This is a genomic window from Chryseobacterium indologenes (genome assembly GCF_018362995.1).
GTDB lineage: Bacteria > Bacteroidota > Bacteroidia > Flavobacteriales > Weeksellaceae > Chryseobacterium > Chryseobacterium indologenes_G.
The window spans coordinates 967,069-990,296 of record NZ_CP074372.1; the positions used below are offsets into that span (position 1 = coordinate 967,069).

The 23,228-nt window shown below is 37.0% G+C and carries 26 protein-coding genes; 12 read left to right on the top strand and 14 right to left on the bottom strand.

Annotation, left to right across the window (positions count from 1 at the left end):
• The first annotated feature begins 6 nt into the window (after positions 1-6).
• Positions 7-339 (top strand): Rieske 2Fe-2S domain-containing protein, encoded by a 333-nt coding sequence (locus DYR29_RS04345; protein WP_213279455.1) that lies wholly within the window; start codon positions 7-9, stop codon positions 337-339.
• A 41-nt stretch (positions 340-380) separates the two neighbouring features.
• On the opposite strand, the gene DYR29_RS04350 is transcribed toward DYR29_RS04345, so the two are convergent.
• Positions 381-1,175, bottom strand: a complete 795-nt coding sequence (locus DYR29_RS04350) for an AraC family transcriptional regulator (protein ID WP_213279456.1) — start codon at positions 1,173-1,175, stop codon at positions 381-383.
• A gap of 129 nt (positions 1,176-1,304) precedes the next feature.
• Between DYR29_RS04350 and DYR29_RS04355 the strand changes: the two genes are divergently transcribed.
• Entirely contained in the window at positions 1,305-2,441 is a 1,137-nt protein-coding gene (locus DYR29_RS04355; protein ID WP_213279457.1) for an Atu1372/SO_1960 family protein, read from the top strand.
• Positions 2,442-2,509: 68 nt separating this feature from the next.
• On the opposite strand, the gene DYR29_RS04360 is transcribed toward DYR29_RS04355, so the two are convergent.
• A complete protein-coding gene (locus DYR29_RS04360; RefSeq protein WP_213279458.1) occupies positions 2,510-3,940 on the bottom strand; it encodes a PLP-dependent aminotransferase family protein in 1,431 nt (476 codons plus the stop codon).
• 101 nt (positions 3,941-4,041) lie between these two features.
• On the opposite strand from DYR29_RS04360, the gene DYR29_RS04365 reads away from it, so the two are divergent.
• From DYR29_RS04365 to DYR29_RS04375, 3 genes are all read left to right on the top strand, one after another.
• The gene (locus DYR29_RS04365) at positions 4,042-4,497 is read left to right on the top strand and encodes a cupin domain-containing protein (RefSeq protein ID WP_034698222.1); all 456 of its coding nucleotides are present in this window, start codon (positions 4,042-4,044) and stop codon (positions 4,495-4,497) included.
• Between the two features lie 153 nt (positions 4,498-4,650).
• Positions 4,651-5,535: a dihydrodipicolinate synthase family protein gene (locus DYR29_RS04370; protein ID WP_213279459.1), complete on the top strand. Its 885-nt coding sequence runs from the start codon at positions 4,651-4,653 to the stop codon at positions 5,533-5,535.
• A gap of 9 nt (positions 5,536-5,544) precedes the next feature.
• On the top strand, positions 5,545-5,778 hold the full coding sequence (locus tag DYR29_RS04375) for a thioredoxin family protein (protein ID WP_213279460.1): 234 nt from the start codon (positions 5,545-5,547) through the stop codon (positions 5,776-5,778).
• A 248-nt stretch (positions 5,779-6,026) separates the two neighbouring features.
• Here the strand turns inward: DYR29_RS04375 and DYR29_RS04380 are convergent, their stop codons facing one another.
• Positions 6,027-6,533 (bottom strand): pyridoxamine 5'-phosphate oxidase family protein, encoded by a 507-nt coding sequence (locus DYR29_RS04380; protein WP_047422956.1) that lies wholly within the window; start codon positions 6,531-6,533, stop codon positions 6,027-6,029.
• A gap of 291 nt (positions 6,534-6,824) precedes the next feature.
• Here DYR29_RS04380 and DYR29_RS04385 point away from each other — a divergent pair, with 291 nt between their 5' ends.
• Together DYR29_RS04385 and DYR29_RS04390 are read left to right on the top strand one after the other, a co-directional pair.
• Positions 6,825-7,568 carry a helix-turn-helix domain-containing protein gene (locus DYR29_RS04385; RefSeq protein WP_213279461.1) on the top strand — a complete coding sequence of 248 codons (744 nt, stop codon included), beginning with the start codon at positions 6,825-6,827 and terminating at the stop codon, positions 7,566-7,568.
• Between the two features lie 64 nt (positions 7,569-7,632).
• Positions 7,633-8,586, top strand: coding sequence for a nitrilase family protein (locus DYR29_RS04390; RefSeq protein ID WP_213279462.1), 954 nt, complete (start codon positions 7,633-7,635; stop codon positions 8,584-8,586).
• A 43-nt stretch (positions 8,587-8,629) separates the two neighbouring features.
• On the opposite strand, the gene DYR29_RS04395 is transcribed toward DYR29_RS04390, so the two are convergent.
• The 4 genes from DYR29_RS04395 to DYR29_RS04410 form a co-directional block, all read right to left on the bottom strand.
• Positions 8,630-8,947 carry a rhodanese-like domain-containing protein gene (locus tag DYR29_RS04395; protein ID WP_249413611.1) on the bottom strand — a complete coding sequence of 106 codons (318 nt, stop codon included), beginning with the start codon at positions 8,945-8,947 and terminating at the stop codon, positions 8,630-8,632.
• A 35-nt stretch (positions 8,948-8,982) separates the two neighbouring features.
• On the bottom strand, positions 8,983-9,285 hold the full coding sequence (locus DYR29_RS04400) for a DUF3817 domain-containing protein (RefSeq protein ID WP_047422960.1): 303 nt from the start codon (positions 9,283-9,285) through the stop codon (positions 8,983-8,985).
• Between the two features lie 2 nt (positions 9,286-9,287).
• Positions 9,288-9,746, bottom strand: coding sequence for a hypothetical protein (locus DYR29_RS04405; RefSeq protein ID WP_213279464.1), 459 nt, complete (start codon positions 9,744-9,746; stop codon positions 9,288-9,290).
• A gap of 70 nt (positions 9,747-9,816) precedes the next feature.
• A complete protein-coding gene (locus DYR29_RS04410; protein ID WP_213279465.1) occupies positions 9,817-10,407 on the bottom strand; it encodes a TetR/AcrR family transcriptional regulator in 591 nt (196 codons plus the stop codon).
• Between the two features lie 149 nt (positions 10,408-10,556).
• Here DYR29_RS04410 and DYR29_RS04415 point away from each other — a divergent pair, with 149 nt between their 5' ends.
• Complete coding sequence (locus DYR29_RS04415; protein ID WP_052186409.1) at positions 10,557-11,774, top strand: MFS transporter; 1,218 nt, start codon at positions 10,557-10,559, stop codon at positions 11,772-11,774.
• A gap of 245 nt (positions 11,775-12,019) precedes the next feature.
• Here DYR29_RS04415 and pdeM read toward each other — a convergent pair whose 3' ends face one another.
• From pdeM to DYR29_RS04440, 5 genes are all read right to left on the bottom strand, one after another.
• A complete protein-coding gene (gene pdeM / locus DYR29_RS04420) occupies positions 12,020-12,664 on the bottom strand; it encodes a ligase-associated DNA damage response endonuclease PdeM (RefSeq protein WP_213279466.1) in 645 nt (214 codons plus the stop codon).
• A 49-nt stretch (positions 12,665-12,713) separates the two neighbouring features.
• Positions 12,714-13,316, bottom strand: a complete 603-nt coding sequence (locus DYR29_RS04425; RefSeq protein ID WP_213279467.1) for a 2,3-bisphosphoglycerate-dependent phosphoglycerate mutase — start codon at positions 13,314-13,316, stop codon at positions 12,714-12,716.
• Between the two features lie 359 nt (positions 13,317-13,675).
• Positions 13,676-16,081: a ligase-associated DNA damage response DEXH box helicase gene (locus DYR29_RS04430; protein WP_425394630.1), complete on the bottom strand. Its 2,406-nt coding sequence runs from the start codon at positions 16,079-16,081 to the stop codon at positions 13,676-13,678.
• A 234-nt stretch (positions 16,082-16,315) separates the two neighbouring features.
• On the bottom strand, positions 16,316-17,896 hold the full coding sequence (locus DYR29_RS04435; protein ID WP_213279469.1) for an ATP-dependent DNA ligase: 1,581 nt from the start codon (positions 17,894-17,896) through the stop codon (positions 16,316-16,318).
• The gene (locus DYR29_RS04440) at positions 17,893-18,915 is read right to left on the bottom strand and encodes a ligase-associated DNA damage response exonuclease (protein WP_213279470.1); all 1,023 of its coding nucleotides are present in this window, start codon (positions 18,913-18,915) and stop codon (positions 17,893-17,895) included. Before DYR29_RS04440 ends, DYR29_RS04435 begins: the two co-directional genes overlap by 4 nt.
• A gap of 201 nt (positions 18,916-19,116) precedes the next feature.
• On the opposite strand from DYR29_RS04440, the gene DYR29_RS04445 reads away from it, so the two are divergent.
• Genes DYR29_RS04445 through DYR29_RS04455 form a run of 3 tightly spaced genes read left to right on the top strand, consistent with a single transcriptional unit; the run spans position 19,117 to position 21,132 of the window.
• Positions 19,117-19,905: an SDR family oxidoreductase gene (locus tag DYR29_RS04445; RefSeq protein WP_213279471.1), complete on the top strand. Its 789-nt coding sequence runs from the start codon at positions 19,117-19,119 to the stop codon at positions 19,903-19,905.
• 4 nt (positions 19,906-19,909) lie between these two features.
• Entirely contained in the window at positions 19,910-20,311 is a 402-nt protein-coding gene (locus DYR29_RS04450; protein ID WP_213279472.1) for a GlcG/HbpS family heme-binding protein, read from the top strand.
• Positions 20,312-20,328: 17 nt separating this feature from the next.
• The gene (locus DYR29_RS04455; RefSeq protein WP_213279473.1) at positions 20,329-21,132 is read left to right on the top strand and encodes a helix-turn-helix domain-containing protein; all 804 of its coding nucleotides are present in this window, start codon (positions 20,329-20,331) and stop codon (positions 21,130-21,132) included.
• 153 nt (positions 21,133-21,285) lie between these two features.
• Here the strand turns inward: DYR29_RS04455 and DYR29_RS04460 are convergent, their stop codons facing one another.
• Positions 21,286-21,741 carry a PPC domain-containing DNA-binding protein gene (locus tag DYR29_RS04460; protein WP_213279474.1) on the bottom strand — a complete coding sequence of 152 codons (456 nt, stop codon included), beginning with the start codon at positions 21,739-21,741 and terminating at the stop codon, positions 21,286-21,288.
• Between the two features lie 145 nt (positions 21,742-21,886).
• Between DYR29_RS04460 and DYR29_RS04465 the strand changes: the two genes are divergently transcribed.
• Complete coding sequence (locus DYR29_RS04465; protein WP_213279475.1) at positions 21,887-22,513, top strand: chloramphenicol acetyltransferase; 627 nt, start codon at positions 21,887-21,889, stop codon at positions 22,511-22,513.
• Between the two features lie 72 nt (positions 22,514-22,585).
• Here the strand turns inward: DYR29_RS04465 and DYR29_RS04470 are convergent, their stop codons facing one another.
• Entirely contained in the window at positions 22,586-23,179 is a 594-nt protein-coding gene (locus tag DYR29_RS04470; RefSeq protein WP_213279476.1) for a Crp/Fnr family transcriptional regulator, read from the bottom strand.
• Positions 23,180-23,228: the final 49 nt, after the last annotated feature.

A 23,228-nucleotide genomic window follows, 5' to 3' on the forward strand; every position in this document is an offset into this window, starting at 1 on the left:
GATTTTGTGAAAGAAGCAGCAGCAGTAGCTTTTGATTTTATAAAAGATAAGATTGTAACCGAAAAAATTGACTCTTTTTCAGAAGTAGGAGAAGGAGAGGCAAAAGTGATCCGTTACGAATCAGAATCCTATGCACTTTATAAAGAAAATGACGGCACTTTACATCTGTTGAAAAGTACCTGTCCGCATGCAGGTTGTGAAGTCCGGTGGAACAGTGCTGAGCTGAGCTGGGACTGTCCATGCCATGGATCTCGTTTCAATGTCAACGGAAAAATTCTTACCGGACCAACCACAAAGAGCCTGCAGAAAGTATTTTCTTACCAAAAACGTGATTCCTAAACCTTGAACCTTGAACTTTGTCTTTAGCTTCTCTTGTTCTTTTACCCCTGATTTTTATTGAGTTTGGGTTTTACTTGCATGATTGCGTAGTAGGATGAGGTGAATGCCGAAAGACTTTGATATCCTACCTTATAAGCAACTTCGCTCAAGGTGTACTGTCTGGTGTCTATCAGTTCTATGCTTTTTAAAATTCTTGTTAGCTGCAGGTATTTTTGCAGGGTAATTCCCGTTTCATTTTTAAAAATTCTCTGAAGGCTTCTCACAGACATTTGGGCTTTTTCAGCTAACGAATCTATATCCAGATTATACTTAAAATGAGTATTGATATCATTACATACAGGAATCAGTCTGATATCTGTAGGAACAGGAATTTCCAGGCCGCTGCTTTCTTTGCAGAAATTAGGAAGGCTCTTTAATATCGCTTTAAAGAAAATATCCTGTTCTTCATTTTCATCCAATGATTGGTTCCATTTTGAAGCATACAAAAGCATCTCCTTTAGAACAGGAGGAACGGCAAATACCTGTACATTCTGGTAAAATTCATCATCAAAAACGGTTTTAAATAGAAATACCATTAGATTCACCGTTTGTGCTTCGGAAGTTATTTTATGGGCTTTTTCTGACGGAATCCAAATGACATGATGTTGTGGGACAAGGTAGATTTTCCTATCGATATGGAAATATTGATATCCTTCTTCCACAAACGTAAGCTGGGCACGGTTATGCTGGTGTTCATACTCGTCATGTTTCCAGTTTTTCTCACACCATACATAGGCTTCTTTTTCGATGGAATCTACAAACTGGCTTTCCGTTTTTTCAATCAGTCCACATTTCATGTTGTCGTTTTGTATATATATTTTGGCAAATTTAATAAAAACGACAATAGTAATTTTGTATAATCAAAGATAACAGACATTAAAAATCAATGGTGTCAACAAAAAATATTAACTTATATCTTATTCTGAATGAAAAAATTATGTCTTTTTTTTATTTTAATTTTATTATCTAATATCACCAATATCATGGCACAAAATAAAGCTAAAATACTGGTTCTTATCCATTCTGATAATGGTGGAACCTACGAACTGGCCAAAGAGGTGGCCAAGGGCATTGAAAGCGAAAATTATGCGGTTCCTTATATCAAATTAGTCAAACCTTCCCAACATCCCAATCTGAAAAATCTGCCTGTAGCAACAGCAGATGAACTCACAAACTATGATGGAATTGCTTTTGGCTCACCGGTTTATTTCGGGAATATCAGTACAGGAATGAGTGAATTTTTATCCAAAACCGTTCAGCTTTGGACCAGTCACGCTTTGGAAGGAGTTCCGGCTACTGTTTTTATGTCAGCAGGAAGCGGGGCAGGAAAGGAACTTGCCCTTCAGGCATTCTGGAACAGCCTTGCCGTACACGGGATGGTATTGATACCCAACGGAATTCGTGGAACAGAAGAGCTAAACAAAGCTATTCCGCAGGGAAATAGTGTTTTAGGAGTAACAAGTATGGCTTCTTTAAAAGATGTTGAAAGACCTACCAAGGGAGAAAGAAATATTGCTGAGCTTCAGGGGAAAAACTTTGCAAAAATTGCATTGGCGCTGAAAGATACCCGCCCGAAAAAAAGTACACCTATCGTTGAAAATCATCAGAACTTCAATGAAATACTGAAACAGAAAAATATTCTGCTTCCTCAGGTTCCTAAACCCGCAGGAAACTATCAGCCGTTTGTACGTTCAGGAAATCTTGTATTTATTAATCAGGTTGCTTTGAAAGACGGGAAAATTCTCAATCCTGGAAAATTAGGTGTTGAAGTGAATGAACAACAGGTAAAAGACGCTACAAAAGTGACCATGCTGAATGTTATTTCTGTTTTGAATGAAGCGGTAGGAGGAGATTTGAGCAGAGTAAAACAATGTGTGCAGCTTACAGGAATTTTCAATACAAAAGATGATTATACAAAACATGCAGACTTGATGAATGTTGCTTCAGACCTGGCTGTTGAAGTTTTCGGAGACAAAGGAAAGCATGCGAGAGCAACTTTTGGAGCCTCGTCAATTCCGGTGAATTCTTCTGTTGAAATCCAGGCGGTTTTTGAAGTAGAATAGATTTCAAAAAAATAAAATCTGTGGTTACTATTTGACCACAGATTTTTTCATTTTATACTATTCAAATATTAAAAAAACTGAGCAAAAACTTCTGAAATAACAGGTATACTTTGTTCCAGTTGTTCTTCAGAAAGTGCTCCATAGCTCAATCTGAACCCATTTACATGATGCTGACTGTACTGTTTCGGGGGAATGATTTTTATATTTTTTTCCAATAACTGAGCAGTTACAGCATCCCAATCTAATTTTACTTTAGGCACAATCCAAAAAGCAAGTCCGCCCTCAGGCAGCGTAAAATCTGCAATCCCATTCATATGCTTTTTCAGCAGCTCAAAAACAAAATCTCTTTTATGTTTGTAATGAACGGTTGCTTTTCTGATGTGTTTCTTTACAGCTCCTTCTTTTATCAGCTGAAGAACGGCCTGTTCCATAATGACATCTCCGTGAACATCAATAATCTTTCTCAGATCTCCTATTTTTTTCAATAATTCCTGATTGGCAGTGGCGAGATAGCCAATTCTCAAAGCAGGTGCAACCACCTTACTCAAAGTTCCGATATAAACATAATTCTGAAGCTCCGGAAAGCTTGAAATTGGCAGGATAGGGCGGTACCCGAAATGAAACTCATTATCATAATCATCTTCAATGATCGTGATATTGTATTGGTTTGACAATTCTATTAATCTTAATCTTCTGGATAAACTCAGAGTAACAGTAGTAGGATATTGTCTGTGAGGGGTAATGTATATTGCTTTTACATTCTGATGTCTTGCTAAAAGCTTTTCAATGGCTTCGATACTGATTCCTTCATGGTCTACAGGTGCAGGCAAAAGTTGTGCTCCCGCATACTCAAAAACCTGCCACGCAGGCTGATATCCCGGATCTTCTACAATAACAGCATCACCGGAAGTAAAAAGAGTCTGAGCGGTCAGAAACATTCCCATCTGGCTGCCTCTTGTAATAGAAATTTCATCTTCATGAATATGCATTCCGCGCTGGTGATTAAGCATTTGAGAAATCATTTTGCGGAATTCCCTGTCACCATGTTCATCTCCGTAACCCATCATCTGCCACTTCGCCTTAATGCTGAAAATCTGTCTGTATGCCCTTGCCAGTTCCGTTACAGGGGCAATCTTACTGTCGGGATGACCATCATCAAAATTAATTAAAATAGCACCTGTTTTTCCGGGTTGATGGTGAGAGTTATGGATTATTTCAGCATTTCTTTCATGCAAAACAGGCAGTCTTTCGGATACAAAAATGCCTTTCCTTTCTCTCGAAATCACCCATTCTTCATTGATCAGCACCTGATAAGCTTCTACTACAGTATTTCTGTTGATTTTCAGGGTTTGTGCAAGATTCCGACTTCCGGGAAGTGCATCTCCGGCTTTTAATCTTCCTGAGCGGATATCACTGATAATGGTATCTGCAATCTGTAGATAAACAGCTTTGTCAAGCTTTTTATCAATTTCCAATTCTAATTTCCAAGGGCGTAACATCTGGACTATCTATTTATATAAAAACTGAATCATTTGAATGGTCCAAATATAAAATAATTTTGTCATGCAATAAAGCACAAAACCATAATAATTTTAAAATCATGGACAAGAAACAATTCAGTTCTAAAGATTTCCACGAAACTTTTGCAAGACCCAAGTATGTAAAACCAAGCCATTTGATTCATAAAAATGTTGAAAATGCAGGAGAACACAACCAGTTTTCAACAGAAAGGAAACATCCCGTTTTCTTTGTAGATCTTCCAAGTAAAAATGTCAGTATGACGATTGGCGGACTTACTCCCGGACAGCAAACCAACAGACATCGCCATACCTACGAAACCGTATTATTTGTGATCGAAGGGAAAGGCTGGACAGAAGTAGAAGATGAAAGAGTGCACTGGGAAGCAGGAGATGCCGTATATATTCCTTCATGGGCGTGGCACAAGCATCAGAATCTCAGCGATACTGAACCCGCCAAGTATATCGCCTGCGAAAATGCTCCTCAGCTGCAGAATCTGGGGGTTGCTTTGAGAGAAGAAGAAGGCAGGGACCTTTAATATCAGAGATTTAAACCATTAAGATATTTTTCATTGTTAAATGATATTGATACGGATATGATTTTCCCTTTCCATGCGAAGCTTACTTAATATTCTTAACAACTTAAGTTTTCTTAATGGTTTAAAATTATTTTAAATTTAAATCAGTAAAACATGAAAAATGTTCCATTTAAAGGGATTATTGCCTATCCCATAACACCTTTTGATGAAAATGAAAAAGTAAATATTCCTCTTTTCAAACATCTGGTAGAAAGACTGGTTATTTCCGGAAGCCATGGAATTGCTCCGTTGGGAAGTACCGGGGTAATGCCTTACTTATCTGATGAAGAAAAAGAAGAAGTAACGGAAGCTACTTTACAGCAGGTAAAAGGAAGAATTCCAACGCTTGTTGGGGTTTCCAATCTTACAACGGAGAAAACTATTCATCACGCTCAGTTTGCAGAAAAAGCAGGTGCTGATGCGGTTATGATTATCCCGATGAGTTATTGGAAACTTACAGATGATGAAATTGTAACGCATTATGATGCGGTAGCACGGAAGATTTCTATTCCGATTATGGCCTATAATAATCCGGCAACAAGTGGAGTAGACATGTCACCGGCCTTGTTGAAAAGACTCCTGGAAATTCCTAATGTAACCATGATCAAAGAAAGTACAGGAGATGTTCAGAGAATGCACTTTTTGAGAAGAGAATTGGGCGAAGAAGTGGCATTCTATAATGGTTCTAATCCTTTGGCATTGGCTGCGTTCTCTGCCGGAGCAAGAGGCTGGTGTACCGCTGCCCCGAATCTTATTCCTGAACTCACCATCAGCCTTTATAATGCAGTTGAAGAAGGAAATCTTGAAAAAGCAAAAGCTATTTTCTACCAACAGTTCGATCTTTTAAAATTTATTGTCAATAAAGGATTGCCAAGAGCAGTAAAATCAGGGCTGACAATTCTGGGGGAAGATGGCGGAAATTTGAGAAGTCCTTTAAAACCTCTCAAGGAAAAAGAAACTGAAGAATTAAAAAATATTATTAAAACCCTTGTTAATTAATACAATCTTATGAAAAAATCCATTTTTTATCACGCAGGATGTCCTGTATGTATCAGTGCAGAACATGATATTATCAGCCTTATAGATTCGGGAAATGTTGAAATTATTCACTTAGGAAATGACAAAAACAGAATTGAAGAGGCCGAAAAGGCAGGCGTAAAGTCTGTACCTGCTTTAGTGACACCCAACGGAAACGTACTTCATATCAATTTTGGAGCATCTATGGAAGATGTGAAAAAATAGAATATTAATCTTGTTGTATAAACGAGGCTGTCTTAGAAGTGTCATTCTGAACGAAATGAAGTGTAGTGAAGAATCTCGTGTATTTAGTTACTAGTAAGATTCTTCCTTCGTCAGAAATCGAAGATTCGACGTAGTCAATGACAAAAGCCAATTATTTGACTTTCTGAAACAGCCTCGTTTTTTGTTTTCTCCCTCATAACATTTATCTGTAAAACCTTTGAGAGAATTTATTACCTGTTCAGAATTTTCTAAATGGTTGCATTTCCTTCTACACCGTCAGAATTATTAGTTTTAATTCCTGTGATTGCAGAAGCGACAAAGCTAAACAGGCTGACAAGTTTTCCAGCTTTGGTATCCCAATAATACGTTTCCTTAGGCTCTACACGGATAATGGTAACATTAGGATCGTCTTTTCCATCGAACCAGGCTTTCGCTAAAGGAGACCATTTTTCTTCAATGGTAGCCTTATCCTTATAAACAGAAGCTTCTCCGTACACCGAAAGATATTGGGAATCGCTGTTATTCATGAAAAACAACTGTACTCTTCTGTCTTCTTTGATTTCAAAATTCTTGTTACTGGTTCCGCTGCTGATAAACCAGAGATTTCCACTATCATCCGTTTCCTGAAGAGTCATAGGCCTTGAATTGACAGGAACAGTTTCCAATTCTGTACAGAACATACATATTCTTGCACTTTCTGAAAGTTCCTTGATTTTTTTGATCGCCTCGAGATGGCTAAGATTCTGTGTTGACATAATATAATATTTTAAATGATTGGTGTAAACTAAATTATTCAAATACCTGACCAAAAGGCAATAAAATGTGGTACCTGGAATAGATTTCTTTTCAAAAACTGATCGCATTTACTGGAAATCGAAAAGATGCAGGATATTTTTTTATAGTATAAAAGGAGCAAGAATTTTATCTTCGATAAAGTTGATTATTAAAACAGTTTTCTTTTTCTGCCAATAAGTTTTATGTACATTTGGTACATGCAGATCTCACCGCCTGAACATTTGGCCCCTTTTATAAGGCATTATATCTTTTTGGAAAATACTGAAGAGAATATAAGGAGTTTAAGGCTGTTTACAGATGGCAGTTCCGGGCTTATTCTTTCCGGAGATATGAATCTTTATTCTGGTATTTCTGAGGATCGGATGCCGCTTTCTTTTTTTTATGGAACTCTAAATAGCTATAAAGATTTCTTCTCTAAAGGGAAATTTTCTTTGATTGCTATTGTATTCCAGCCTTATTTTTTAAATATCCTTTTAAAAACGTCCGCTAAAGAGGTTAGAAATCAGATTGTTTCTGTGGAAGATGTTTTAAAAGATAAACTGGAAGTATTTCAGGAAAAACTTTTTAAGAAAGCCAATCCTCTGACTATTATCAATGATCTGAATGTCTTTTTTACCGAATTTTTATCTGAAAAAATAAACATGGATCATCATATTATAGCGGCCACACAGCAATATATTCTTCAAAATAAAGGAGCTGTATCCTCCAAAAACTTAGAAAAACTCACAGGATATTCTGAACGTCATCTGGAAAGAAAATTTGAATTTCATATGGGAATATCACCTAAAAAATATGGAAATATTATCCGTCTTCATTACTTTTTAAGCCTTATTAATAAAAGGTTTGATGATAAAAATATGACAACTCTTTCTTATGAAGCAGGTTTTTATGACCAGTCCCATCTTATCAGGGAATTTAAAAACAATATCGGGCTTACTCCAAAACAGTATTTGAAGACAGAAAATAAAATGGCTGTCAATTTCATTCAGCTGTAAACAAGCATGTCGGTTTTATACAATTTTTGATAAGCAGAGTCATCTAGTTTTGCTTAAAAAAACAATGGATATTAAAATTTCAACGGCACAATTTGAAAATAAGAGTGGAGATAAGGCGTATAATCTGTCGGTCATAGAAAAACTGGCCAGCCAGGCTGCTTCCCAGGGGTCTCATGTCATTGCTTTCCATGAATGCTCCATTACAGGGTATACTTTTGCCCGGAAACTTTCCAGGGAACAGCTTCTTGATATGGCAGAACGTATTCCGGAAGGGGAGAGTATTCAGAAACTACAAGAAATTGCAGCGCAGAATGACATCACCATATTAGCCGGGCTATTTGAAAAGGATGAACATGATCATCTTTTCAAAGCCTATGTATGTGTTGATAAAACGGGACTGAAGGCTAAATACAGAAAATTACATCCTTTTATCAATCCCCATCTTACACCCGGTAATGAATATTGTGTATTTGATATCATGGGCTGGAAGTGTGGTATTCTTATCTGCTATGACAATAATATCATTGAAAACGTCAGAGCTACAAGACTTCTTGGTGCAGAAATCATTTTTATGCCTCATGTTACGATGTGTACCCCTTCTACAAGGCCTGGAGCAGGTTTTGTAGATCCTAAGCTTTGGGAGAACAGGATAGCTGATCCTACATCTTTACGTTTAGAATTTAATGGAATGAAAGGCAGAGACTGGCTGATGAAATGGCTTCCGTCAAGAGCTTATGATAACGGGGCTTATATTGTTTTTTCAAATCCTGTCGGTATGGATGATGATCAGTTGAAAAACGGATGTTCCATGATTATAGATCCATTTGGAGACGTCATTGCAGAATGCCGGTCATGGGAAGACAGTTTTGAATCTGCGGTTATTACTTCTAAAAAGCTCAGCCAGTCAGGAGGATACAGGTACATTAAGGCAAGAAGACCTGAGTTGTACAGGAATATCATAGGACAGGAGCATTCATCTGAACAAAAAGTGGTATGGCTGGATGATAAAACGGTTTAAAAATATAAACCCTCTTCAGACTCTGTCGCGAGGGTTTATTTTCTTATGGATTAATTGTTTGTTGAAGATCGCTCCATGCACCGCCATTGTAAATATTTTTGAAACCTTTTTCTTTCAGGATATTTTCTGCTTTTACACTGCGAAGTCCATGCGAGCATACGGTGATATATGTTTTTGCCGGATCCAATTCTACATACCGCTCTCTGATTGTTCCTAATGAAATATTAACCGAACCTTCTATATGCCCCGTTTCATATTCTTTTTCAGTTCTTACATCAAGAATCACTGCTCCTTTTTTGATCAGTTCAGGCAATCCGTTATCTAAGGTCTGAAACCGGTAAACCCTATATACAATATACATTATAAAAGCTATTCCGCAGATTATAAGAACACTTTTCATAGTTTACTCAGAATTTTTTTGTCAATATAAAATGTTCCAAAAGGAATAAAACAGGCAAGAATCACTTTCCATGTAATCTCTTTAAATTTCCAGTTCTGTTCTACACCAATGCTCAGCGTATTAAACAGAAAAAGCAGGAATAAAGTTCCATGAACGGGGCCTATTAATCTTACAAATAAAGGGTTTCCCATCCAGTATTTCATCGGAACGGCAATACACACTAAACTTAATAATGAAATGCCTTCCAAAATAGCCAGAATTCTTAGCCGGCCGATTTTTGTTTTGAATAAATCCATCATAATTATCTGAAATAAGGTCTGTTTGCTAAAGGAGAAAAAGGCCATGGAACAGCAATGAAAATAATAATCAGTGCGATAGAATACCAGATGCCCATAGTTTTGAATTTGTCTTTATCTGAAAGCTTTCTTTTGGCTAAAGCGGAACCGATAGTGATCACTACAACAGCTGTAATCATCAGTGAAATATGAATCAACCCGAAAAAGAGGTGTTCAAAAGATTCTTTGGCCTCATTAAAATTTTTCCAGAAATATTGGATCACCGGACTTTTGAAATAGAATATCATCCCGATAATTAATTGTACATGAGCTATGGTAGCTGTCCAATGTCTTACAGAGTTATCTGTTCCGGTAAATTTTCTGTCTGAGGAATATCCTTTATAAGAACGGAAAATAGCGTATATCAAGCTTATTAAAACCAGCCATCGGGTCTGTGAATGTAAAAAAGTCAGGGTTTGATACATTGTTTATTTTTTTGAACACAGCAAAGGTATAATAAAAACATACTAATTAGTATGTTTTTAATCAAAAAAATTATTGAAGAGTATTGAAATAAGATTTAAGTCCCTTTAAATAAACAAGATAAACCTCTTTGGAATTTTCAACTTTTCCAAGATTTCTGACACCCCAATACCCGGAAATAACAAAAATGCTTACTTCTCTGGCATTGACATCTTTCTTAATGATTCCTGCTTCCTTACCCTTTTCAATACTTTCTGAGAAAACATTTTCCCATTCTTTTGAAAGTTCATGCAAAGCCTGGGTAAAGGCAGTATGCCAGGGTGCCATTTGCTGTACAAAATTGGAAGTAGGGCAGCCGTATTCAACTTTTAAAAAGTCAGTTTCCATCAGAAGATTGTAGATGATATCATAAATATTGTCTAATGGATTGTTGTTATTCTGAAGAGATTCGATAAAATTGCGTCTAAAATTGGGCTTCATCAGTTCATTGATAATAGCCAGACCCATTTCATCTTTGGTTTTAAAATGATAATAAAAAGCACCCTTGGTTACCTGAGTCGTTGCAATAATCTCATCAATGCTTGTGGTCTGGAAACCTTTCACATAGATCAGTTCGAACGCTTTCTGGAGAATAGTAAGACGGGTTGCTTCTGATTTCTTCATTAAAAATAAGTACTATTGTACAAAGGAACAAATTTTAAATCGAAAATAAAACTATCATTATTCTGATATATTGATACAATTTAAATAATTTTTATAATACAATTATTCGTCGGAAATTTGCCTTGTCAATATCAACAAAATACAAGACAATGAATTATCAAAAAGAAATACAGATCAATACTGCAACACAGACTGCTAAAAAAGGTCTTCCTGCAGCACTATGGGCATTAACGATAAGTGCCTTCGGAATAGGAACTACAGAATTCGTCATTGTAGGTCTTCTTCCAACAGTAGCTTCTGATTTAGGGATCACGATTCCTTCCGCAGGGCTATTGGTAAGTCTTTATGCGATAGGAGTCGCTATTGGAGCTCCGATATTAACGGCATTAACGGGGAAAATTCCACGTAAGACACTTTTGGTTTCTATCATGCTGTTGTTTGTTATCGGAAATGGTCTGGCATCCATTGCTCCGGGTTTTATCACTTTAGTTTTGGCCAGAATTCTTACAGGATTTGCTCACGGGGTTTATTTTTCCATCGGTTCTACCATTGCAGCTTCATTGGTTCCTGAGGAAAAAAGAGCTACAGCAATATCTATTATGTTTGCCGGACTTACCCTGGCGATTGTAACCGGAGTGCCGTTAGGAACTTTTATAGGACAGCATTTCGGATGGAGAGCGACTTTCATAGGGGTTTCAATTCTTGGTATCATAGGTTTGGCAGCCAGTTTATTATTGGTTCCCAACACGTTGAAAAACGGAAAAACAGCTTCTTTAAAAAGTCAGTTTAAAGTATTGGGAAACAAACGTCTTATTTTTGCTTTTTTAATGACAGCCATGGGATATGGGGGAACATTTGTAGTGTTTACTTATCTGTCACCTATTTTACAGAAAATTACCGGATTCCAGGAGTCTACCGTCACTTTTATCCTTTTGATTTATGGAATTGCCATTGCGCTGGGTAATTTGATTGGAGGAAAAGTTGCGAATAAAAACCCTTTGAAAGCACTTCTATGGATGTTTGCTGCGCAGGGATTGGTATTGCTTGCTTTTTATTTTACTGTAAGCAGTCCGGTGTTAAGTATTATTACACTTTTCTTTTTAGGAGCTTTGTCATTTGCTTCTGTTCCCGGGCTTCAGTTATTAGTGGTACAGATTGCAGAAAAAGAACTTCCGGGGACTGAAGATGTGGCTTCCGGGATTAATATTGCGGCATTTAATATGGGGATTGCAATCGGATCTTATGTGGGAGGAATGATTGTGACATCCTCTCTGGGATTGGCGAGTACACCATGGATCGGAGCTTTATTTTTGGTGGTGACGGTCTTGATTACTCTATACAGTATCCGTTTAAGCAAGACAAAATAAACGCAAACAAATAATATTGATTTTCATAACATGTGCTTAACGCAAAAAGTAAACATCATATGTTAGATTTAAGTAAATGAAGAAGTCATCAACAGATTGATGACATGAAGTGGATGGTGTTATAAAGGCAGGTTTTTATCTGCCTTTATTTTTGTTATTTAACCTGGTTTTAAACCTTGAAAAGGTTAAATAAACCAGACTGTCAAATTATTTTAAATATGAATAGTAACAAGAGATTCTTACCATCAAATTTCATAAATCTCCGCATCTGTAAATACAAAAAATGTACTGTTCTTAGGCAGATTTTTAGTATCCAGTCCTGTAAACTCACTGAAAGCAGGAAGCAATAACTGATTACTGCTGAGAGCAAAGCAGGGAAGCCTGATGTTTTTTACAGCAGAATTCAACACAATTCCGGGATGAATATGTCCGGTAATCTGGAATTCAGGTTTAGCCTTATCAAAATCGTGAATAAAAGTAATTCCATCTATTTCCAGCCACTCAGATTTGTGTTGAAAACATAATTTTTTTTCCAACACTTCTGAAATCCGGTCATGATTTCCTTCAATAAGATAAAACTGTATGTCCGTATATTGGTTTTTCCATGTACAGAACTCATCCACATCAGAATTGTCTCCTGCGTGGAGTAAATCTCCAACTACAATAAATTTTTCAGGCTGAAAAAATTCAATCAATGCCGATAATCTTTCCAGATCACTTTTCATAATATGGTTTGCCAGTGCAATACCATTTTTGCGGAAATGAGCTGTTTTTCCGATATGAAGATCAGAAAGGATAAGGGCTTTTTCTCTTTCCCAGAATAATGCACGCTGATTGCTCAGAATGAAAGTTTGATCTTGTACAGAAATGCTTTTGGTTGCTATAAACACGCTTTATAATTGAAAATTTAATGTTTAACGTTACATTATATTAATTGAATCAGCCTACCTTACGGCTTACATGAAATTTTTCATCAAAAACATAGGTCAGAGGAAAGCCTGTAACGATTTCTCTTTCTAGAATTTCTTCAGGAGACAGATGTTCAAGATACATGATCAGTGCACGAAGGCTGTTTCCATGAGCGACAATCAATACATTTTCGCCTCTTTTTAATAAGGGTCTAATCTGGCTTTCAAAATAAGGAATTACTCTGTTGTAGGTGTCTTTAAGACTTTCCCCTCCGGGAGGGACCACATCATAGGATCTCCGCCAGGTATGAACCTGCTCATCACCATATTTCAGAGCCGTTTCAGCTTTGTTTAATCCTTCCAGATTTCCGTAAGAACGTTCATTTAATGCTTTATCCTTAATGATCGGTATATCAGGATTTCCTATTTCATTCAGAATGATGGATAGAGTATGCTGTGCCCTGATGAGCGCCGAGGTGAATGCAATATCTATTCTTTCTCCTTTTAAAGCCAGCCCCGCCTTTTTTGCTTCTTCAATACCGGCTTCGGTTATATCAATATCTTTCCACCCTGTAAATCTGTTTTCCAGATTCCAAAGTGACTGTCCGTGACGGACCAAGAACAATTTTTCCATTATTTAAATTTTATTTACCACTTCTAAGGTATACTCTAAGTTACGGTGATTATTTAAATTTATCAAGAAAATTCAATCAGAATATTAGGCTAAGAATAAGATTAAAACGATAGGTTTTTTATTGATTTTATAAATTTTAGAATCTCGCAAAGGCGCAAATTTTATATTATCTATTTTTATTTAAGGCGCAGGAACATTTCGACTTCGCTCAATATTAGATTTTCAGCAAGATTAACGTGACTAGATTTTATCGGAGATAAAATCTTTGCGCTTTAAACGTTTATGATCAATTTTTTACGTCTTTGCGATAAACCAATATTCATCGGCATATCTGTTCTTATAGAAAACACATTAATTGATTATAAAAGATCACTTATATTGGATAGCTTCAGCATTCTTTTAATTCTTGTATCAAGTCCTTCACTGGAAAGTGTTTGTCTCAGACTGTCTACTTTGATCGGAAAACTTAACGGAGTAAAGGAACGGGAGTGTTTTAGAATAATTTCAGACTTTTCAATCCTTTTAAAAGCTTCTACAAGTCGCTGCTCCTGAAGCTGCATATTAAAGACTTCCGTATAGGCCTGTTTTATTAAAAAATGATTGGAATCATAGTCTTCCAGTACTTTAAAAATAAGCCCGGCCGAACTCTGCAATGATTTATTAGAGCGTTGCTGTCCTGCATAATTTTGAATCACCATTCCTGAAATTACGGCAATATCTCTGAATTTTCTTCTCGCCATTTCAGCAGAATTGATACTTGCAATCACATCGTTCATCAGATTGTCTCTGGTTAAAATCTGCTGCAGATTCTCTTCATTTAAAGGGATTTCTTTATCGCTGAACAGTTCAAATCCGTAATCATTCATTGCCATCGAAAATGAAATAGGGGCCAGTTTTGAAATACGATAGGCAATCAGAGCAGCCATTACCTCATGCACCAGTCGACCTTCAAAAGGGTACATAAACAAATGATATCCTTCACGGTTCTTAATCATTTCCACCAGAAATTCCCCTTCTTTGGGAATATGAGAGTTCTTCTCCTGATTGACGAGCAATGGATGTAAAAACTTCAGTTCTTTTTCTGAAGCCTTCGGATTTAAAGCATGGGATAGTTTTTCTCTTAAAAAATGTCCCAGATTGGTACTAAGAGGCAGTCTTCCGCCGAGATAACTCGGAACAAGAGCTCTTCCTTTGGCTGCTCGTACATAAACGGTCATATCTTTGATCATTGCGACCTCCAGCGTGCGCCCGGCCAGAATAAATTTTTCTTCTTTTTTCAGTTTTGAAATAAAATATTCTTCAATCATTCCGATATAACCTCCGGAAATAAATTTTACTTTCAGCATGGCATCACTTACAATCACGCCCATATTCATTCTGTGGAGCATGGCAATCTTTCTTGAAGTCACCTTGTAAAGACCATCTTCCATAATGACAACCTTATGAAACTCTTCATAGTTCTTTAAAACACTGCCGCCAATGGTAAGAAATTCAAGAATACTTTTCCATTCTTCATCGAGCATTTCCTGAAAGGCATATACTTTTTTGATTCTTTCGTAGAGTTCATCAGGATAAAAACCATCGCCAACAGCCAGTGTCATCAGAAACTGAACCAGAACATCAAAGCATAAGACCTGTGGTTCTCTGGGCTCAACGACTTTCTGTTTTACGGCTTCTTTTAAAGCAGAAACTTCAATGAGTTCCAAAGAATGGGTGGGAACACAATAGATTCTGGAGGTTTCAAAAGGGGAGTGTCCGCTGCGTCCTGCCCGTTGCAGAAAACGAGCAACACCTTTGGCAGATCCTACCTGAATAACGGTATCTACAGGTTTAAAATCAATCCCAAGATCCAGTGATGAGGTGGAAACGACTGCTTTTAATTTACCGGAACTTAGATTTTCTTCAATCCAGATTCTCAAATGGGCATCAATGGAACTGTGATGAATGGCGATCTGGCCTGCAAAGTCAGGATGGGCGTCCAGCAAAAGCTGATACCACATTTCACTCTGGCTTCTGGTATTGGTAAATACAATGGTGGATTTTGATTCCAGAATAATCGGAACAACTTTATCAGCAAGCTTGTTTCCAAGATGTCCTGCCCATGGTAATATTTCAATTTCATCCGGGAAAACCGGGAGAATATCTATCCTTTTCTGCTCTTTGGCGGTAATTTGTGTCTTTTTAGTGTCATAAGGAATAAGAACTTCCATGGCTTCATCCAGATTTCCGATGGTTGCTGTAATTCCCCAGATTTTTATCTTCGGAATATATTTTCTTAGTTGGGAAATGGCGAGTTCCACCATGACCCCGCGTTTTGAACCTAATAATTCATGCCATTCATCCACAGCCACACATTTCATGTCTGTGAAAAAACGGTCATTATTTTTCTGGGCGAGAAGCAAATGAAGACTTTCGGGGGTTACAACAAGAATTTCAGGCATTTTCTTGGCCTGCTGCTGTCTTACTTTCGGATCAGTATCTCCGTTTCTTACGCCTACAGCCCAATCAAGTCCTATTTCATCAATAGCTTCCTGCATCGCTTTTGCAATATCTTTGGATAATGACCTCAATGGAGTAATCCAGATCATTTTCAAGCCCTTCTTGTATTGTTCAGGATCATTCAGAAAGTCTGAAACCAAAGCTAAAAAAACGGAAAAAGTCTTTCCGAAACCAGTAGGAGCGACTACCATTCCGCTATAGCCGTTTCCAAATTTCTTCCAGGTTTCCAGCTGGAATTTAAAAGGAGCAATACCTTTATCGGTCATCCATTGTTGAATGATCTTTAACCCGTCGCTATGTTCAAAAGCTGCCAATTTTACTGTATTTATTTACTTTAAATTTTTAACACTGAGAGCGCTAAGGTCTTATGTGATATTGTTTACTTTTTCGCTCGCAAAGACGTTTCACTCAGCAAAGTCAGTATCTCGACATAGCTGAATGAAGTGCCTTTGCGAACGAAATATTATTAATAAGTTAAAGAACCTTGCGTCATTGCGTTATTATTGTATTAATTTTTTTATCTCTTCCAAATTATCAATTTCATCTACGGTTTTATCTTTCCGCCATCGTACAATCCTCGGAAACCGGAGAGCAACACCGCTTTTATGACGATTACTGAAACCTATTCCTTCAAAAGCAATTTCAAAGACCAGTTCTGCTTTTACGGTTCTCACAGGTCCGAATTTCTCAATGGCATTTTTGGTAACAAACCGACTTACTTCCATGATTTCTTTATCTGTGAGCCCGGAATATGCTTTAGCAATGGTAACCAGAGCATCACCGTTTTTTACAGCAAAAGTATAATCCGTATAGTAAGCGCTTCGCCTGCCGCTTCCTTTCTGAGCATAAATAAGCACTGCATCAATGGTTAAAGGATTAATTTTCCATTTCCACCAGTCACCTTTTTTCCGGCCGGAATGATAAGGTGAGTTTTTCTGTTTTAACATCAATCCTTCGCTGTTTACTTCTCTTGAATTTTCACGAAGCGAATCCAGTTCTTCCCATTTTTTAAAGTCAAGACTTTTAGAAATTTTGATGTTTCCAGGATTTTCATTTAATAACAATTCTTCCAGCAAAGCTCTTCTTGCGGAGATGGGTTTTTCTCTCAGATCATTATTTTCAAGCTCTAGTAAATCATAGGCAAAGACTTCTATCGGAATTTCCGACAGCATTTTTTTAGTTAAAGTTTTCCTGTTTAATCTTTTTTGTAATTCATTAAAATTTAATACTTTATCGTCTTTTACCGCAAGTATTTCTCCATCTATCACAAAATTGCCTTTCATGGCTTTTACTACTTCCGTGATCTCCGGAAATTGTTCTGTGATGAGCTCTTCTCCTCTGGACCAGATGAAAACTTCATCATTTCTCCGGATGATTTGTCCGCGTATTCCGTCCCATTTATATTCTACCAGCCATTCATCAGGATTTCCCAGTTCTTCAGTTTCTTTTTCCAAAGGATAAGCAAGGCAGAAGGGATAAGGCTTTGAATTGTCAGGATTCACATTTTCTGCATCAATAAGTTCTTTAAAAGACACTTCATCCGGCAGCCATTTTCCCATTAAGCTATGCATCAAAGCACTTGATTCCTGGCCGGAAAACTTTGTCAGAGCATTGATTAGTGTTTTATCTGACACTCCGATTCTGAAACTTCCGCCAATTAATTTATTGAAAATCAATCGTTCAGTATAATCCAGACCATTCCATGATTGCAGTACAAATTCTTTTTTTTCTGTATCTGTTTTTCCTTTTAAACCGACAATATCATTCATCCATTCTGATAAGGTACGCTCTATATTTTCCTCAGGAGGTGGAAGAATCAGCGATAATGTTTCCCCGAGATCTCCTACGGAAGAATACGATTCTTGAAACAGCCAGTAAGGAAGTTTTGTGATTTCCAGTGCCCATTCTTTCATGTAATTGGTATTGACATTTCTCTTGGGCCTTTTTCCTGTAAACAAGGCGATAAACCATACTTTATCTTCATCAGGAGCACGTTCCAGATAATCGATGATGGCATCTATTTTAGCATTGGTCTTATTGGTGGTTTCCAAAGCGTTGATAAGGTCTGCAAAATGTCTCATGATTCCGGGGTTTCAAAGGTTTCTTTTTCAGATTCTTCTTCGTCTTCTCCAAATAAGGTTTCCACCACATCTGCTTTGACTCCGATTTCATTCAAATATTTTGAAAAAACTTCGGTTTGTCCGTGTGTAACGTGTACAAGTTCAGCTTCTGTGGCTTTTACGGTCTGCAATAAACCTTTCCAGTCTGCATGGTCACTCATGGCAAAGCCTGCATCTGCACTCCGCCATCTTCTGGCACCGCGAACCTGCATCCAGCCGGAGCATATTGCTGTAGCCGGATCTGGAATTTTTTTAATGATATTACTGTCAAGTAAAGCGGAAGGAACAATTACAATTTCATGTTCCATTTCTTTCGGACGTTCCCTGAAATCTGCAATCGCATAGTCCGGCAGGTCGATTCCTACTGTTTCAAAAGCTTCATTCAGTTTTCCGATGGAATAGTGGACGTATATTTTTCCCAGATCTTCCACCGCCTTCATAATACGTTGCGCTTTTCCTAAAGAATACCCGATAAACACGGATGTTTTATTATTTTCCTTATTCTTCAGCACCCAGTTTTGTAATTTTTTATTTAAATCCGGAACTTCAAGCCAATTGTAAATAGGCAGGCCGAAAGTACTTTCTGTAACAAATTCATTGCATTTTACCAGTTCGAAAGGAGTGCTCAATCCATCATCCTGAACTTTGTAATCCCCTGAAATGACAACCACATATCCTTTATATTCAAGTCTGATCTGTGCAGAACCAATAATATGTCCGGCAGGATGTAGAGAGAGCTTTACCCCATTGATGTTGATAACTTCTCCATATTCTACACTCTGGCACTCGATATCCATTCCGATTCTTTGATACAGAATAGGTTTTGTGAAATGATGACAAAGATATTTTTTCATTCCCCAACGGGCATGATCAGCGTGGCCATGGGTAATAACCGCCATATCTACAGGTCTCCATGGATCTATATAAAATTTACCCTGTGGACAGTAAATTCCTTTTTTTGTAAATGTGATTAATTTCAATGGTGTGACTGGTTTTATAGAATAAGCTTCAAAAACTTAACCAATTTACAATAAACAGTTTATTTTTTAAGGATTAAATATCTGAAAGACTTCCTTTTTAATGGATTATCTGAACTTTTCAGCAATATAAAATTGAACGCTGCAGCAATATTGAACTTCCCGAAATCTTAGAAATTTGTATCATCATTAAAAAAGAATACAATGAGTAAAACAATTTTAATTACAGGTGCAGCAAGTGGATTCGGAAAGATTGCTGCTTTTGATCTTGCAAAAAAAGGACATAAAGTAATTGCTACGACACAGGTCTATCCTCAGATGAGTGATTTAATCCGCGAAGCTAATGAACAGGGAATTGACCTTACGGTAGATAAACTGGATGTAACCAGCCAAAGAGATATTGATTATATCTTAAAAAAGTATGAGATAGATGTTTTAATCAGCAATGCCGGAATCATGGAAGGTGGCCCGATTGCTGAACAGCCGTTAGATATTATCCGTTCAATGTTTGATGTGAATGTGTTTGGTGCGTTGAACCTTGCACAGGGATTTATCAAAAAGTTTGTTGAAAAGAAAAGCGGTAAAATTGTTTTCACCTCTTCAATGGGTGGTTTATGGACGGTTCCGTATGTAGCTGCTTATTGTGCTTCAAAACATGCTTTGGAATCTATTGCTGAAGGTTTGAGAACTGAGCTTGCTCCGTTTAACATCAAAATTGCGACTTGTAATCCAGGGGTATTTGGAACAGGATTTAATGACAGAGGAGTGGATTCTATTTTCCATTGGTATGATCCGAAAGTGAATTTCACTCCGGAATCCGCTTTTGACGGAGCCGCAGAATCTTTAGCTCATCAGCTGGATCCGCAGTCTATGGCAGAGGTAATTGTGAATGTAGCATTAGATGATGAGAGCCATTTTAGAAATGTACATCCAAAAGAGACTGAGGATTTTGTAAAACAGCTTCAGGCAGATGCATGGACCGCAAAAAGCTAATGTTATGAAACTGAATTATAAAACCGCAGAAAAAGCACTGCATGCAGCAAAGGAACAAGCATTATCTATGAATATTTCTGTAAGCATTGCTATAGTAGATACCGGAGGACATCTTGTCGCATTAGCAAGATTGGACAGCGTCTACGGAGTGATTGATTTTGCCATTAAAAAAGCAAAAACAGCAGTTATGTTTGGTGTAAACAGTGATTTGATGGGTGAAATTATCTCAGGAACCGGTATTCACGGTTATGGAATGCTGAATTCGAATGAGGGGCTTCTCACTATTGCAGGCGGTATTATCCTTAAGAATGCGGAGGGAGATATTATTGGCGCTATTGGTTCTTCAGGCGGAACTCCCGAGCAGGATAAACAAATTGCAGAAGCAGGCGCTCAGGCTATTGGTTAATTTCAGATATTTGTACGATGGAAAACACTTCTGAGATCATATTCGATAAACTGGTTTACTCATGTGCCTTCGAGTCTTACAGAGGTCATGAAGAATTTATTCCGGACTATTTTCTGGGATTTCAGATCTCCGGAGAAACGCATGCTTTTCATGAGCAGGGAAAGACTGTGATCAAAGAAAATACAGTAGTTCTGGTCAGGAAAAATCAACTGATCAGGACTATTAAATATCCTTCAGCACATGAAAAGTATCAGTTTATCTCAATTACGCTTGATGATGAAACGCTGAGACAATATGCCAATGAAAACAAAATCACTGTAAATAATAATTTTCCAGGGAATCAGCGGTTGTTTTTTGAGCCCAATGATTTTTTTAAGAGCTATTTTGCATCTCTTATTCCTTACATCAATAAAACACAGGAGATCCCGCCAAAATTAGCTGTGTTAAAGGTCAAAGAAGCCATAGAGCTGGTTTTACTTAGTAATCCTGATCTTAAAAATCTTCTTTTCGATTTTTTTGAACCTCATAAGATTGACCTTGCAGAGTTTATGAACAAAAATTTTATGTTCAATGTATCGGTGGATGCTTTTGCAAGGCTTACAGGTCGTAGTTTATCTGGTTTTAAAAGGGATTTCAATAAGACGTTTCAGATGACCCCGAAACAATGGCTGAAAGAAAAAAGGTTAAAAGAAGCCTATTATTTAATTAAAAACAGGGATAAAAAACCTTCAGAGATTTATCTTGATCTGGGTTTTGAGAATTTATCCCATTTTTATTCTTCTTTTAAAAAGAAATTTGGTGTAACGACTACGGAAGTTTAATGTAAATCAATAAAAAACACATTTATAGTATAAGGATTGGAACTACAAAGACACAGGAAATAAATCTTGTGTCTTTGTAGTTTCCTTTTCTGTTAAGGAATTATATTTTCAGCCTTATTCAGATGTTCACTGATGATGCCGACCTTCAAAGTCCTATTTTTCAAAATTATAAAGATTGATTCCTATCTCTTCATTCTTAATTTTTACGACTCTGGTATCCAGCGGATATATAATAAATTCTGCGGCACCCTGGATTTTCGCTTCTAAAAGATGTCCGGCCAAAGCGGTATAATCTTCTCTTCCTAACGTAATATGAAGATGAAGGGTTATTTTTTCTTCTATTTCAGAGATATTTCCTGAGATGTTGGTGACTTCCATCTGTTCTGTAAAGGTTTTATCAACATACTTTTTGGTTGCAGGATTGAAAAAGCGGAGTGTGGCTTCACTTACAGCACCTATTCCTGTGACTTCTCCTGCCCGGATATTCTGATTCCGGACAAAATCCGTTAATGTCTCTACAATATTGGAATGATTATCAAGACTAACCACATATATTGAACCTGCTTTTCTTGCGGACCAATTATTTCCTTTATAATTTTGAACCTCCATAATACTAAGATTTAAGATACTACATGCAATAACTATGCTCTGGCCAAACTTAAGTTTAAAAAATCTCTTATTTGTCATGAAAATTCTGAATAGTAAGTCCCTGAAAACGGTAAAAAATGCCGAAATTTGCAGCAAATAAGAAGTAATGAAGATCGTAGATATAGAGAACTGGAACAGGAAAGAACATTTTGAATTTTTTTCTAAAATGGCAAGCCCTTATTTTGGATTTACAACGGAGGTAGACTGTACAAAAGCGTATGATACCGCAAAAGAAAAAGGCTATTCTTTTTTTGCCTATTATTTTCACAAGTCTATGGTCGCGGTCAATACCATTGATGAATTAAAACTAAGAATCATTGACGGCCAGATAATACAGTTTGATACCGTACATGCCGGCAGTACGATCGGAAGACCGGATGGTACTTTCGGATTTTCATTTACACCTTTCTCAGAAGATTTTGAGACCTTCAATGCAGCGCTTCAGGAGGAAATAAAAGGAGTGCATCAGACTTCAGGATTAAGATTAAGCAATGAAAGGTTAGGAAAAGACCACGTAAGACATACGACCATTCCATGGAATTCTTTCAGTGCTATACTGCATCCTACAGATTTTAATACTACAGAATCCGTTCCTAAAATTGCTTTTGGAAGATTCAATATCCGCGAAGGCAGAAAATATCTTCCGGTTTCTATTGAAGCCCATCACGGACTGGCTGATGGTATTCACCTTGCCAGATATATGGAAGAGTTTCAGAGACAGCTTGATCAGTAGAGGATTGTAGCGTTTAAAGAAAATGATTACATTTTTTAACAATAATTAAAGCCGGATATGTCCGGTTTTTTTTTAATAATGAATCTTCCGTTTTTCTATTTTCACAATCTGGTCTTTTTCCATCTGCTTTATGGTGCGTATAACCGTTTCTACACATAATCCGGTGAGTGAAGCCAGCTGTTGGCGGGTAAGAGGAATCTGAAAAGAATAAGGTGTCTTATCTTCATGATAACTTTTCAGGTAATCCATCAGCAATTTCAGTTTGGCAACCGGATTCTGGAAAGAAAGATTATAAAACATGATGTATTTATAGTACATTCTTTCAGCCAGACATTCGTAAATGTTAAGTGAAATTTCAGGATTACTTTTGATCAGGTCCAAAAAATTCTGTTTTGACATTTTATAAATGACAGAATCTTCTATTGCTACAGCATTCATGGGATAAGGCCGGTCAACAAACAGCAGAGATTCACCAAAGCTGTGACCATCCGAGAATATATTCTGAATAAATTCTTTCCCGTCTTCCGTATAATTATTGAGTTTAATTTTCCCTTTTTCAATCTGGTAATAATGAGCTGGAAAATCTTTTTCATGGAAGATTGTTTCACCTGCCTGATAAGTTCTTGTTTCCGCCCCAAAAGAAATTAATAAACTTTCAGTGATCATAGTTATGATTTATTTATAAAATAAAGGAACACCGATTTTATTGATTTCT

Bases quoted from the DNA above. Each gene is read 5' to 3' on its own strand.
- DYR29_RS04445 (WP_213279471.1), top strand. From the start codon at position 19,117: ATGAGTAAAACAATTTTAATTACAGGTGCAGCAAGTGGATTCGGAAAG.
- DYR29_RS04360 (WP_213279458.1), bottom strand. From the start codon at position 3,940: ATGTTACGCCCTTGGAAATTAGAATTGGAAATTGATAAAAAGCTTGAC.
- DYR29_RS04470 (WP_213279476.1), bottom strand. From the start codon at position 23,179: ATGATCACTGAAAGTTTATTAATTTCTTTTGGGGCGGAAACAAGAACT.
- DYR29_RS04365 (WP_034698222.1), top strand. From the start codon at position 4,042: ATGGACAAGAAACAATTCAGTTCTAAAGATTTCCACGAAACTTTTGCA.
- DYR29_RS04400 (WP_047422960.1), bottom strand. From the start codon at position 9,285: ATGATGGATTTATTCAAAACAAAAATCGGCCGGCTAAGAATTCTGGCT.
- DYR29_RS04455 (WP_213279473.1), top strand. From the start codon at position 20,329: ATGGAAAACACTTCTGAGATCATATTCGATAAACTGGTTTACTCATGT.
- DYR29_RS04425 (WP_213279467.1), bottom strand. From the start codon at position 13,316: ATGGAAAAATTGTTCTTGGTCCGTCACGGACAGTCACTTTGGAATCTG.
- DYR29_RS04430 (WP_425394630.1), bottom strand. From the start codon at position 16,081: ATGACCGATAAAGGTATTGCTCCTTTTAAATTCCAGCTGGAAACCTGG.
- DYR29_RS04375 (WP_213279460.1), top strand. From the start codon at position 5,545: ATGAAAAAATCCATTTTTTATCACGCAGGATGTCCTGTATGTATCAGT.
- DYR29_RS04380 (WP_047422956.1), bottom strand. From the start codon at position 6,533: ATGTCAACACAGAATCTTAGCCATCTCGAGGCGATCAAAAAAATCAAG.
- DYR29_RS04450 (WP_213279472.1), top strand. From the start codon at position 19,910: ATGAAACTGAATTATAAAACCGCAGAAAAAGCACTGCATGCAGCAAAG.
- DYR29_RS04350 (WP_213279456.1), bottom strand. From the start codon at position 1,175: ATGAAATGTGGACTGATTGAAAAAACGGAAAGCCAGTTTGTAGATTCC.
- DYR29_RS04390 (WP_213279462.1), top strand. From the start codon at position 7,633: ATGGATATTAAAATTTCAACGGCACAATTTGAAAATAAGAGTGGAGAT.
- DYR29_RS04395 (WP_249413611.1), bottom strand. From the start codon at position 8,947: ATGTATATTGTATATAGGGTTTACCGGTTTCAGACCTTAGATAACGGA.
- DYR29_RS04370 (WP_213279459.1), top strand. From the start codon at position 4,651: ATGAAAAATGTTCCATTTAAAGGGATTATTGCCTATCCCATAACACCT.
- DYR29_RS04355 (WP_213279457.1), top strand. From the start codon at position 1,305: ATGAAAAAATTATGTCTTTTTTTTATTTTAATTTTATTATCTAATATC.
- DYR29_RS04460 (WP_213279474.1), bottom strand. From the start codon at position 21,741: ATGGAGGTTCAAAATTATAAAGGAAATAATTGGTCCGCAAGAAAAGCA.
- DYR29_RS04410 (WP_213279465.1), bottom strand. From the start codon at position 10,407: ATGAAGAAATCAGAAGCAACCCGTCTTACTATTCTCCAGAAAGCGTTC.
- DYR29_RS04465 (WP_213279475.1), top strand. From the start codon at position 21,887: ATGAAGATCGTAGATATAGAGAACTGGAACAGGAAAGAACATTTTGAA.
- DYR29_RS04415 (WP_052186409.1), top strand. From the start codon at position 10,557: ATGAATTATCAAAAAGAAATACAGATCAATACTGCAACACAGACTGCT.
- DYR29_RS04435 (WP_213279469.1), bottom strand. From the start codon at position 17,896: ATGAGACATTTTGCAGACCTTATCAACGCTTTGGAAACCACCAATAAG.
- DYR29_RS04405 (WP_213279464.1), bottom strand. From the start codon at position 9,746: ATGTATCAAACCCTGACTTTTTTACATTCACAGACCCGATGGCTGGTT.